12 protein-coding genes are annotated in these 12,256 nt (G+C 64.5%); 7 read left to right on the plus strand and 5 right to left on the minus strand.

Annotated elements, in window-relative coordinates:
- Positions 1-38 precede the first annotated feature (38 nt).
- A complete protein-coding gene (locus FYC77_RS00450) occupies positions 39-1,025 on the minus strand; it encodes a TackOD1 domain-containing metal-binding protein (RefSeq protein WP_149079539.1) in 987 nt (328 codons plus the stop codon).
- Between the two features lie 256 nt (positions 1,026-1,281).
- Here FYC77_RS00450 and ligA point away from each other — a divergent pair, with 256 nt between their 5' ends.
- The 7 genes from ligA (at position 1,282) to FYC77_RS00485 (ending at position 9,774) form a co-directional block, all read left to right on the plus strand.
- Positions 1,282-3,393: an NAD-dependent DNA ligase LigA gene (ligA, locus tag FYC77_RS00455; RefSeq protein WP_149079540.1), complete on the plus strand. Its 2,112-nt coding sequence runs from the start codon at positions 1,282-1,284 to the stop codon at positions 3,391-3,393.
- Positions 3,394-3,517: 124 nt separating this feature from the next.
- Positions 3,518-4,441, plus strand: coding sequence for a CPBP family intramembrane glutamic endopeptidase (locus FYC77_RS00460; RefSeq protein WP_238386774.1), 924 nt, complete (start codon positions 3,518-3,520; stop codon positions 4,439-4,441).
- A 375-nt stretch (positions 4,442-4,816) separates the two neighbouring features.
- Positions 4,817-5,122 carry a toxin-antitoxin system TumE family protein gene (locus FYC77_RS00465; RefSeq protein WP_149079541.1) on the plus strand — a complete coding sequence of 102 codons (306 nt, stop codon included), beginning with the start codon at positions 4,817-4,819 and terminating at the stop codon, positions 5,120-5,122.
- A 23-nt stretch (positions 5,123-5,145) separates the two neighbouring features.
- Positions 5,146-5,550, plus strand: a complete 405-nt coding sequence (locus FYC77_RS00470; RefSeq protein ID WP_149079542.1) for an HVO_A0114 family putative DNA-binding protein — start codon at positions 5,146-5,148, stop codon at positions 5,548-5,550.
- A gap of 796 nt (positions 5,551-6,346) precedes the next feature.
- On the plus strand, positions 6,347-6,544 hold the full coding sequence (locus tag FYC77_RS00475; RefSeq protein ID WP_149079543.1) for a hypothetical protein: 198 nt from the start codon (positions 6,347-6,349) through the stop codon (positions 6,542-6,544).
- Entirely contained in the window at positions 6,498-6,716 is a 219-nt protein-coding gene (locus tag FYC77_RS00480) for a HalOD1 output domain-containing protein (protein ID WP_149079544.1), read from the plus strand. Before FYC77_RS00475 ends, FYC77_RS00480 begins: the two co-directional genes overlap by 47 nt.
- A gap of 655 nt (positions 6,717-7,371) precedes the next feature.
- Positions 7,372-9,774: an ATP-dependent DNA helicase gene (locus FYC77_RS00485; RefSeq protein WP_149079545.1), complete on the plus strand. Its 2,403-nt coding sequence runs from the start codon at positions 7,372-7,374 to the stop codon at positions 9,772-9,774.
- Between the two features lie 48 nt (positions 9,775-9,822).
- On the opposite strand, the gene FYC77_RS00490 is transcribed toward FYC77_RS00485, so the two are convergent.
- The 4 genes from FYC77_RS00490 to FYC77_RS00505 all read right to left on the minus strand — a co-directional run bounded on the left by FYC77_RS00490 (position 9,823) and on the right by FYC77_RS00505 (position 12,188).
- Positions 9,823-10,134 carry a DUF7521 family protein gene (locus tag FYC77_RS00490; RefSeq protein ID WP_149079546.1) on the minus strand — a complete coding sequence of 104 codons (312 nt, stop codon included), beginning with the start codon at positions 10,132-10,134 and terminating at the stop codon, positions 9,823-9,825.
- A gap of 129 nt (positions 10,135-10,263) precedes the next feature.
- Complete coding sequence (locus FYC77_RS00495) at positions 10,264-10,725, minus strand: GNAT family N-acetyltransferase (protein ID WP_149079547.1); 462 nt, start codon at positions 10,723-10,725, stop codon at positions 10,264-10,266.
- Between the two features lie 117 nt (positions 10,726-10,842).
- A complete protein-coding gene (gene samp2, locus FYC77_RS00500; protein ID WP_149079548.1) occupies positions 10,843-11,052 on the minus strand; it encodes a ubiquitin-like small modifier protein SAMP2 in 210 nt (69 codons plus the stop codon).
- Positions 11,053-11,099: 47 nt separating this feature from the next.
- A complete protein-coding gene (locus tag FYC77_RS00505; protein ID WP_149079549.1) occupies positions 11,100-12,188 on the minus strand; it encodes a polymer-forming cytoskeletal protein in 1,089 nt (362 codons plus the stop codon).
- Positions 12,189-12,256: the final 68 nt, after the last annotated feature.

Below are 12,256 nucleotides of genomic sequence, written 5' to 3' on the forward strand. Positions count from 1 at the left end.
CCAGCAGGGTAAAGTGCTGGGTCTCGCCACGGGGCCGGTCAGCTCCTGGCGGTCGACGACGAAACGAACGATCTGACCCGATCGAGCAGTCGGTCGTCGCCGCCGGTCGGCTCGACACGGTACTCACTCGAGAGGTCGCCTCCCGTCGCGCTCACCATCGTGACGTCTTCTGCGTCGAGTATCTCCGCGACGCCTTCGTCGACCGAGCCGTTCGTCGAGAGCACGATCGGTCGAGCGTCTACCTCCCGTGCAATCTTGGCGAGTCGGCGGACGTCCTCGGAGTCGGGAGAGTCGTGGACGCCCGCGACGATCCGATCGTCGAGGAGGTCGTCTTCCGCGTACACGTGCACGGGCAACTCCGTCTCCGCCGCGGGCGGAGACACGTCGACGCTCGTCTCGTATCCGCGACTCTCGAGGGCTTGCGCGAGCGATCGCCGCGCGTCCTGTTGGTCGGCGAGCCACCGCTCTCCGGCGGACGTCAGGTAGTACCTGTTGAGCGGCTGTTCGCGAGCCTCAGCCGGTGGGTACGTGCGCGGACACTCCCGACACCACAGTCGGTGGACCGGCGAGTCGGTCCAGGAATCACAATCGTGACACCGATAGTGCTGACCGCGCTCGAGGTCGTCCCGGGCAACGTCCGCGTCACAATCCGGACAGTTCGACGCGTCCGCGTGCGCCGCGTCGTCGTCCGGGGGCTCCTCGAGCGGTTCGCCACACTCTGGGTGGACGACCGTCGTCTCCCACGTCCCGTGAACCGAGCTACAGCTCGGACAGCCGGTGCTGTATTGCATCCCTTCGGCGGCGCAGTTCGGACAGACGTACACCTTGTGTTCGAACGACGACGAGAGGACGCCGCTGTCGGCCATCGCCTCGAGAACGTCGATAGCCGTCCCGTCCCGCTCGTCGAGGTGTCGCTCGACCGCGGGGTAGGTGACGTCCCCGGTTTCGTCGATCGACGGCTCGAACGCGTCGCGGTCGTCGCGGTGCAATTCGCTTACGGCCCGGAGCTTGCCTGGTGATACCATGGACGGATACGCTCGTCCGTTCCGACCGCCCGCGTCGGCTTTAGTATGGGCTGATTTATCCGAAGACCTGGGAGAGCGGCGCTCTCGGCGCGTTTGACCGCACGAACCCAAGAGGGTAGCAGACGAGTACACGTGGCTGTCATGACACGATCGGCGACCGGTCGATTCGACTCGTCGACACCTGCTCGAGGGTAGCATCCCCCGAGTCGAGTCATCGTCTTTAGGAGGTGGTGGTTCGAACCATCGACCCAGAGCCATGTCCGCCGCCGACGCGCCCGAGGAAGGCAATCCGTATCTTCGGGATCCGCCGACGGAGTTCGATCCGCTCGAGGACCTCTCGGAGGACGAGGCCCGCGAGCACGTCGAGTTGCTCCGAGAGGCGATCCGCGAACACGATCGCCGGTACTACGTCGAGAACGATCCGATCGTCGCCGACCGCACCTACGACGCGCTGTTCGCGCGCCTCCGGGAACTCGAGGAGGCGTTCGACCTCGCCCATCCCGACAGCCCCACGCGGAGCGTCGGCGGCGAACCGATCGAGGAGTTCGAGACGGTCGAACACGTCGCGCCGATGCTCTCGATCGACCAGAGCGGCGAGGCTGGCGACGTCCGGGAGTTCGACGAGCGCGTGCGACGGGAGGTGGGGGACGTCGAGTACGTCTGTGAACCGAAGTTCGACGGCGTCTCGATGGAGTTCGTCTACGAGGACGGCTCGCTCGAGCGCGCCGTGACCCGCGGCGACGGCCGCGAGGGCGACGACGTGACCCGAAACGCCCGGACGATCGGCTCCGTTCCCCAACGTCTCCACGGCAACTACCCCGACTTTCTCGCCGTCCGCGGCGAGGTCTACATGCCCAAAGACGCCTTTCAGGAACACAACCGCGAGCGGATCGAACGCGGCGAGGACCCCTTCGCCAACCCTCGAAACGCCACCGCGGGGACGATCCGTCAGCTCGACCCCTCCGTCGTCGCCGAGCGCCCGCTCGAGGTCTTTTACTTCGACGTCCTCGACTCGAGCGACGGGGCCGACACTCACCGGGAGGAACTCGAGCGCTTCCCCGAGTGGGGGCTGCGGGTCAACGACCGCGTCGAGGTCGCCGACGGCTCCGGCGAACGGTCAGCGATCGAGGCGGCGATCGACTACCGCGATCGGATGCTCGAGGCTCGCGACGACCTTCCCTACGAGATCGACGGCGTCGTCGTCAAAGTCGACGACCGCGACGCCCGCGAGCAACTCGGGCGAACCGCTCGCCACGACCGCTGGGCGTTCGCCTACAAGTTCCCCGCCCGCGCGGAGGTGACGCCGATCGTCGACGTCGCGGTCCAGATCGGCCGCACGGGACGGGTAACGCCAGTCGCCTTGCTCGAGCCGGTCGACGTCGGCGGCGTCACCGTCTCCCGGGCGAGCCTGCACAATCCCGAGGAGATCGCGGCAAAGAACGTCGACGTCGGCGATACGGTCCGCGTCCAGCGGGCGGGCGACGTGATCCCCTACGTAGAGGAAGTGGTCGAGAAAGGCGACGAGAACGAACCAGAGAGCCACTACGAACTCCCCGATCGCTGTCCAGTCTGTGACAGCGCCATCGAGCGCGACGGGCCGATGGCCTACTGTACGGGCGGGTTAGCGTGTGACGCCCAGCTTCGACGTTCAATCGAGTACTACGCCAGCGACGACGGCCTCGACCTCGAGGGGGTAGGCGAGAAGACCGTGCGCCAGCTCGTCGACGAGGGACTGCTCGAGTCGATCGCGGACCTCTACGAACTCGAGTCAGAGTCCCTCGTCGCCCTCGAGGGGTGGGGGGAGACGAGCGCGACGAATCTCCTGTCCGAACTCGATTCGGCCCGTGAGCCGCCGCTTCCGAACTTCCTCTCGGCGCTCGGCGTCCCACACGTCGGGCCGGCGACGGCTCGGGAACTCGCCCGCGAGTTCGGGACGTTCGAGGCGATCCACGAGACGGCCGAGACCGAACCCGACCGGCTCGAGGGCGTCGACGACGTGGGCGAGACGGTCGCCGAACAGATCCACGACTTCTTCGTGAGCGAGGCCAACGCCGCCGCGGTCGACGCCATCCTCGAGCACGTCTCGCCCCAGGAAGTCGACCTCGAGACCGGCGGCGACGAACTCGAGGGGCTCACCTTCGTCTTCACCGGCTCGCTCGAGGGGATGACTCGAGGCGACGCACAGGAGCTGGTGGAGGCCCACGGTGCGAACGCGACCTCGAGCGTCTCGGGCAACACCGATTACCTCGTCGTCGGCGACAACCCCGGACAGACCAAACGCGACGACGCCGCCGAAAACGACGTCCCGATCGTCGACGAGGAGGCGTTCCGGGAGTTGCTCGGGGCGAGCGGCATCGACCTCAGGTAGGCCCGGACGAGAGGTGGCACGACTTCGAGGGTGTGGCCGCCGGGGAACTGTCCTCGATCGCCACGTCGTACTCGAGAAAGCGACAGCTACATGCTCCTACTCGGTGTACCACCGGGACGAACCCGTGATCGATCGTCGTTCGCTGTCGATCTTCTTCGGCTCGCTCGTGGCGCTCTCGAGTGGCTTCGTCGCCGTCTCGAGACTCACAGGCGTGAGCATGATCGTCCTCGCCCCGGCGTACATGTTCACCCCGATGTTCGCGGGGATCGTCACCTGTATCGTCGGGCGTCCGTCGTTCGAACGCGCGGGGCTTCGGTTCCCGTCGAACCGACTCGTCTGGCTCGGCGTCGCCGCCGTCGTGCCGATCGCGTTGCTTCTGGTCGGTACCGGCGTTTCGTTACTCCTTCCTGGCGTCGAGTTCGTCCCAGACGCCGATCCACTCACCGGTGAGGGGACCGAGTTCGCGCCGGCGGAGGAACCGGCCGGGCCGTCGCTGCCGGGCTGGCCGCTCAACCTCCTGTTCGCTGTCGTCCTCGCCATCGCGGTCGGCGCGACGATCAACGCGGTCTTCGCGTTCGGCGAGGAGTTCGGCTGGCGGGGTGTCCTCCTCACCGAACTCGCACCGCTTGGCTTCTGGGGCGCGTCGGCCGTGATCGGGGTCGTCTGGGGACTCTGGCACGCTCCAGTCGTCCTGGCGGGCTACAACTTCCCGTCCAACCCCGTTCTCGGCGTCGGCGTGATGACCCTGGCCTGTCTCGCGATGTCGCCGGTGTATACGTATCTCACCGTCACGGCGCGGTCGGTACTCGCGCCGTCGATCTTCCACGGCATCTTCAACGCCTTCGCCGCGACGATGTTTGTCTTCGCACAGGGCGGTTCCGAACTCCTCGTCAACCCCGTCGGCGGGGTCGGCATCCTCGTCTTCGTCGTCGCCGCCCTCCTGGTCGCCGTCTCTGGGCCACCCACGCTCGACCGCGACTGGGCGCTCGAGGGCGATGTCGCGGACGGGCCTCGAGCGGACGCCGACGCCGAATCCGCAGACGCGTAGCCCCGGGATCGAGGGTCTTGGGGCTACCAGTGGTTGAGAACACAGTTATTTTATTCAGCAGAGTGGCTGCAACGATTGTTCGATACAGGCGAAGAAGTGTGCACTCACCGCGAGCGAACGACGTGAGCGAGCGGGCCGACGACCGACCCGAAGGGGAGGGAGGAGTGCTTTTTATCAACGTTTTGCCGAGTGCGGTCGCTCTGCGACCGCACGCAGAGCAAAAGGTTGGCACACGTAGTTATCGCACTGTATTCAATTACAGAAATACGGTGGAATGAAGAATTCGAACTGCTATGGTGAACTTCCAGCAATTCCTGGGCTATGTACCAAAGTCCATAGGATTATGGCGATGGAGCTAATAACATAGGATAGCGGATGGCGTCCTACATCACTATCGTAGACTGGAAGGATGTCGAAGACGGATACGTCGTTGATGTCACCATCCGACAGACGGAGGATGAGAAGTATCCGAGCGGGTGGGACTACGGTCTTCACCTTGGAGAAGTCGGCGGGGATACCATCCTTCGCTACGACAACGCCCACGAACGGACGAAGGGTCACGAGCACCACACCCATGACGGTGTCGAAATCATCGAATTCCCTGGGATGCTGACGCTCTACGACCAGTTCAAACGAGAGACTGAAGCAATATCGTCTGTTTCGTGGAATTGGCCTGAGTAGGACGCCTCTAGGAGGTACAAACAATGCCCACGCTCAAAGTCACAGTCGGCAAACGCGACCGCCTCGACCAGCACACGCGCAGCCGTATCAAGGCCGCCCAGGAGGGTGAAGAACTCGACGACGCCCAGCCGGTATTGAACTTCGGATCGTATACAGAACTCAGTCGCCTGCTCAGCCCGAAGAATCTGGAATTGTTGGAGGCAATATCCAAACACGACCCCGAGAGTATCCGCGAAGCCGCTGCCTTGGTGGAGCGAGACTACAAGCAGGTCCATCGGAACCTTTCCGAACTCGAGGACATCGGTGTCCTCGAGTTCGAAGGCGGTGGATCGGGCCAGGCGAAGCAGCCGAAGTTAGCCTACGATGGTCTCGAAATCGACATCCCGTTTGCAAGGTCGAACGGGAGTTTCGGTGCAGCCGCACCTTGAAGGCCCTATCGCTCTTGTACAGCACATCGTTTACTCGTATCATCAGCTGAGTATCACCATCCCAAATTTGACACTCTCATCGCCCTGAACAGTAGTTGTGAAGGGCAACATCTGTGCACGGCAAATTTTCACCTCGATATTGTAGAATTGAGCAGTCGGTATAGAGTAAACAGTTACCGTTCTGTTGACTCTTGTGGGAGATCGTCAACCCCACTCGCTTGTAGCACCTGGCGAATATGGAAGTCCTTCTCAGACGAATCGTCTGACTCTAAAGCGATCTCGAGATGTTCCTTGCACTCATTTCTGAGCCGCGCCATACAGTCAATCCTCGACACCTCTTATTAAAATACCATCATGTGCATTGGTAATAATTTTGCAATATTTGAATTTGGAACCGTCACTATGCACACGTCGTTATCGACTCACCCAATCCAGTTCCAGCCGTATTCTGAATACAGAAATCGCGCTACCAACTACTGCTAGTGCGACGACACCAGTCAGTATCCTAACGTTCTTTACGTTGGTTGAACAACGAATAGACGCGCACTGAAAGTGCGCCGAGCCGGAGTCCACGCCTGCAAGCAAGTACTCCGGCTCGTACACCACTCCCGCGTAGCGGGAGCAGTCCACCATTGACGTCGGTGAAATAAAGACCTGCCGACGTGTCGCCGAACCAATCCCACGCGCTCCACTGAAGCGGTCTCACGTGTTCGTTTCACTGGAGCGGTCTCACGGGTTTCTGGTTCCCTGGCTGGGTTGTGCTCCGCTGCGTCGGGTCTCGAGAACTGAGCTACGCATGCCAACGAAATTCACCATCCACTGCGACTGTGGTACCGACGTACGGACGGAGCCGACCGGCGACGCGATCGCCGCCGAGAGCGCGATCGTCTGTCCCGACTGCGAATCGGTGTTCGCCGCGAGAATCATCGAACTCGAGACCGATCACGATGCATCCAGCGCTCGCCACGGCACTCGCTCGAGTCGCGGCCCGTGAGGGCTGTCGCGGGACGTCCCTCCCGCCGCTGTACGAGCACGTGGACACCGAGGCGCTGACGACGGTGCTCGAGTCGGAGGCCGACGTGACGGTTCGGTTCGAGTACGAGGGATATCGGATCGTGATCGGACCGGGGCCGCTCGAGGTGACGGTGATCGACGGGGGTGGGTGACGGACCGTCGGTCGCTATTACACTCTCTTGCTTTGATGCTATTCAGATCACGCGGGAAAGCGTGTCAGAGAACTCTTCCGATAGTGTTGATGGCACTGACTCTCCCGGTGAAACAAGTCGGTCTGTGTATTCACGGGCTCGCTCACCGGAGTCGACGTGGCGAAGAACCGTTCTGCTATCGTGGCAACGGTGAGTAGCCACGTCCTCCCCAGCCGATTCGCTCCCGTTGGTCGCTCATCCATAGGAAGACGTTTCACGCCTTCCACGCCTTCGCTCGCTACGCTCACGAAGACCTCGCGCAGTTTTCTCGAGCGGTCCCGTCATCACTCGACCGCTCGACAGCGCGCGCCACCGCAAGTCGGTGCGGGACAGTGGACTGCTACTATCTTCGCCTGTACTGACTGCCCGTCGGAAGCTGTTAGATCACTACAAAAGGGGCTGACTCGTGCGTAGCGGCTTCGCCGTCGCTCGAGAGACCAACGGTCTCGTCCTGAGTGGGAGTTGCTCCTGTGAGGTCTACAGAGTCAGAGGCTTTCGTGGTGGGTGTAACCCGCCCAGATACCCTGACATCGTCCGAACACTGCGCTCGCATTTCAGCCGACGGTTTATATCCGATGCCGAGGCACGACTCCGTCAACGCTATGACCGACGGAAGATGAGTACGGAAAGAGTCATGGACTGGCGTCCGATCTTCGGCCACGACGAGCCCTACGACGCGCAGGTCGACGGTATCGAGACAGCCGTCGACACCGCTCGAGAGGGCGGCTTTTCGGTCGTCGAGGGCGCCTGTGGCACCGGAAAGACGATGATCGCTCTCACCGCGGGAATCTCGCTCGTCCGCAATCGCGACACCGACTACGAGCGCGTCCTCGTCCTCACGAGCGTCAAACAGCAACTGCGCCAGTTCGAGACGGATCTCGAGACGATCAACGAGAACCTCCCCGACGATTGGGACCCGATTTCGGGCCTCACGCTCGTCGGAAAGGCCGACGTCTGTCCGTACAACCGCGAGCGCGCGGCCGGCATCGACGACGGCAACGTCTACGACCGGTGTGAGACCCTGCGCGATCGAACCCGTGATCTGACCGGCGAGGGTGGCGAGACGACTGCCGCCAGCCTGGCCGCCCAGGCTCGAAGCCAGCAGATCGGCCTCGCCGACAGCGGAAGCCGCGGGGGTGGCGCGACGTTCCTCGAGACTGCGGGCGAGGCGACGCCGTACCCACCAGACCTCCCCAGCTACGGCGAGGGCGGCCCCGTCGGCGCCGAAACCGAGTACTGTCCGTTCTACGCGCGCTATCTCGAGGATCTTCCCGACGAGGGAAGCGACGGCGACGCGGCCGAGGCCGTCCCCTACGACTTCACCGGAGCGGGGATGGTCACGCCCGAGGACCTCGTCGCCCGGTCGGCCCGTCACGGCACCTGCCCGCACTCGGTGATGGGGGCGGCTCTCGGCCACGTCGAGGTCGTCGTCGGTAACTACTACCACGCGTTCGATCCCCGGACCGTCGGCTCCTTTACGGGCGCGTTGCTCGACGACTCGACGTTCGTCGTCTGCGACGAAGCGCACATGTTAGAGCCCCGCGTACGCGATCTGGTCAGCGAAGGAATCGCCGACACCACGTTGCGAGACGCCGAGACCGAACTCTCGCGGGTCATCCAGCCGGTGAAGTTCGAACGCGAGGGCCGCCAGGCGGAAGGCGGCTCGAAGACTGCCGACGCCGACCTCGTCCGTGCCGAACTGAACGACAGCGACGTCTCCTACGAGGAACTCAACCGAACCCTCGAGTTCCTCCGGGATCTGCGGGGCGAACTCGACCGGCGCGTGACTGCCTATCTCGACCGGAATCACCGCGGGTGGCAATCGAACCTGACCGACCTCGAAGACGCCGAAATACCGCTTCGCGACCCGGCCGAACCCGCCGAGGACGAACTCACCGAGTGGGCCCGCGAGGCGGGCTACGGCGACGCCGACTGGGTCCGCGCGGAGGCCGTCGGTGCCGTCGTCGCCCGAATCCTGAACGAGGCCGAAGACGAGGAACGAACCCGTGCGGCCCCCGCAGTCGGCCGCGTCCTCGGCGAGTGGTACCGCCGTGGTCACACCGACTACTTCCGCGAGGTCGAACTCGAGCGAACCTGGAACGAGGTCGAACCCGCAGACTCCTGGCGACGAGCGTACACCGCCCGTCTCGCCTTGCACAACTGTGTGCCGAGCGACGCCATCGGCTCGCGACTCGCGGCCTTCGGCGGCGGCATTTTGATGAGTGCGACCCTCGAGCCGATCGAGGCCTTTACCGAGGTGACGGGTCTGCAGTATCTCGAGCGCGAGGAGGACCGTCCGGTCGTCGAACGCCGGTACGGCCTCCACTTCCCCGAGGAAAATCGCGAGAGCTTCGCGGTCGCCGCACCGAAGTTCACCTACGACAACCGGGGTCGTCCGGGCGAGGAGAACCCGACACGGGACCACTACGCCGATGCGATCGAACGGATCGGCCGCCTCCCCGGAAACGTCCTCGTGGGGATGCCCAGCTACGCCGAGGCCGACTGGATCGCGGGCATCCTCGAGAATCGGCTCTCGAAACCCGTCTTGCTCGACGCCGCGAGCGACGACGAGACGACAGAGTCGCTCAAAACCGATTTCTTCGACGGCGAGGGGAAGGTGCTCGTGACGAGCCTGCGGGGGACGCTCACCGAGGGCGTCGATTACAGCGGCGACCGACTCTCGGCCGCCGTGGTCTGTGGCGTCCCGATCGTCAACACCTCGAGTCCCCGGACGAAGGCGGTTCGGCGGGCCTACGACGACGAGTTCGAGGACGGCTTCACGTACGCACTGACGATCCCTGCCGTCCGCAAGGCCCGGCAGGCGATCGGTCGGGTGATCCGCTCGCCCGAGGACGTCGGCGTCCGTGTTCTCCTCGACGAACGCTACGCCCGCGAGAGCTGGGACTCCGTCCGCCCGTACCTGCCCGCCGACGGCGAGTTCCAGCCCGTCAGCCCCGACATGCTCGAACTCGGCCTCGACCGGTTTCGGTCGAAACTCGAGTCGGATTCTTCCGTCTAGCCACCGGGCTGTGACGGTTCTCGTTCTCGTCTTCGTTTCACGCGCGAGTCACCTCGAGGAACTCGCGGTGAACGTTTGCGCTGTGGTCGTCTCGACGTACAGCGAGTACAGCAGGATGGCGAACCCGCCCGCGACGAACGAACTCTGGATCGCGACGCCGAGAGCCACATTCCCGCCGAGGAGGTGGGCGAAGCCGCCGAAAACGGATCCGACGACGATGAAGGCGAACCCGGTTGCGACCGCGCGAAGCGGCCGTAAACCGGTTCGACGGAACGCCTTGAACGCAAGCGTCGCGACGGCACCCCCGGTCAGAAGCGTCGCCGCGTTCGCGACTGCGATGATGAGTGTGTACTCGTTCATTGGCCGTCTCGAGTCGGTCGACTCGTCGTTCGAGTGTTCACGAATATCGTTCTTGAGTTGGGTTCACCCTTCCCAGCCGGGAAGAACCGTGACGAATACGTTCGGCGAACGTCGGTCCAGTCGGAATCGCTATCTCCGTGATTGTGCGGTCACGACGCCACGATATCGCTGTTTGTCGATCGGCTCGATCGAGAAGCCGAGCGCCTCGTAGAACGGGCGGACGTCGTCGTCGAAGCGCACCGTGAGCCGTCCCTCGCGCTCGAGTGCCCGTTCGATCAGTGTGGTGCCGATCCCTCGTCCCCGGTGGCGACGACGGACGCCGATCGCCGAGACGTGTGCGCCGCCGCCGTCGTCGGCTTCGAGGACGGTGGTGCCGAGAATTCGCTCCGCACCGTCTCCGGTCGCTCGCTGCTCCGTGCTCGTGTCGGCCGTTCCACCGTTCGTCTTCGGTCCCCGACGATCCCCAGCCACCAGGACGTCGCCGACCGCGATCCGCGCTTCGACGTCGCCCGGCTCGAGCATCGCGGCGTCGAGGATTCGTCTCACCTCGAGAGCGTCGTCGTCGCTCGCGATCCGGACGTGTGGTGACATCTCGGAGACGGCTACGCGACGCGGTGATAAAACGACCGACCTTTCGCCAGCGCGGTTGTACCCCCGTCCCTGCCGAGGTTCCCCGATCCGTCCCGGCGGGTGGGGCCGATTCGAGCGTCACCCGCCTTTGATCAGCCGCAAGACGGTGACGTGCTCGCTCTCGATCGGTTGATCCTCGGGGACCGGGCGACCGTCGACGAGGACGCTCACCTCGTGGGGGCTGAGATCGACCTCGCCGAGGAGGTCGGCGTACGTCGGCCTCCCGTTGGCGGCCTCGAGTTCGACCTCGTGAGTGTCTTCGCCCTTGACGTCGACGGTGACGTGCATACGCGCAGTTGGGCGAGGCCGAACTTGAGCGCGTCGCTCGAGGGATATCAATCCGCCGCCGGGCCGTCCGCGCCGACCCCTTCCTGGGATCGCGACTCTCGCTGGCGAACCGCACGCCGGTGGGCGACGATCCCCCGGGCGAGCGCGCCGAGTCCGAGCAGGAGGACGAACAGGTCGACCAGGCCGCCGAGATACGGTATCGGGCTGACGAGCGCGCCGGCGACTACTCCGACGAGGAGCGCGACCCACCGGTTGTGGACGTCGACGAGCGAGAGGAGCCAGGCGGCGACGGCGTAGCGTCCGTAGACGACGGCGATCCAGATCGCGAGGGCGAACGCGAACCCGCCGAAGACGGACACCGGGATCCCGACGATCGTGATCGCGAGCGCGACGAGCAGGATGGGAACCCCCACGAGCACACCGAGCCCGACGAGTCCGGTTCGGACGGGATCGGTCCCGATCCGTCCGGCAACCCCGCTGGAAAACCGGGGGAACACGAGCAACAACGCCGCGCCGAGCAGCAGGTTCAGTCCCAGCGTATAGAGCGCGAACAGCCAGGTGGCGATCGGCTCGAGGATGGGTTCGAACTCCCAGCCCGTCGATTCCTGGGCGATTTCACCCGCGACCGCGTCGGTGTTGCCGACGAGTTCGCCGCCGTAGCGGAGATCGCCCGCGATCGCGGCGTCGTCGCCGAGCCGGATCGTCTCCGCGCCGGCCGCCACGTTCCCGTCGACGCTCCCGTCGATCACGACGGTTCCCGCGCCCGCCGAGACGTCACCGCCGACGGTTCCACCCTCGCTCACCCTGAGTCCGCCCGCGGCGGCGTCGACGTCACCGTCGACGTTCCCGTCGATCGTGACGCTTCCGCCCGCAGCCTCGAGGTCGCCGCCGACGTCGCCCTCGATTCGGACGTCGCCCGCGACGGCGCTGACGTCGCCGGTGACGGTTCCCTCGACGATAACCGCTCCTGCGAAGGTTTCGAGTTCGTCGACCGTCTCCCCGTCTTCGACGATAACCGTCCCGCCGGTCTGGGACTCCGACTGGGCGGCGACCGTCCCCGGGAGCGCCCCACAGAGGACGACCGCGAGCGCGAGGAGGAGGACGCCCGTTCGCAATGGTGTGTTATCTATACCCATATACGAACTCCCTCGAGCACGATCAAAAAAGTGTCACACATACGTCAGATGTGTGGAGAATCACAGGG

The sequence above is a fragment of the Natrialba swarupiae genome (assembly GCF_008245225.1).
Lineage (GTDB): Archaea > Halobacteriota > Halobacteria > Halobacteriales > Natrialbaceae > Natrarchaeobius > Natrarchaeobius swarupiae.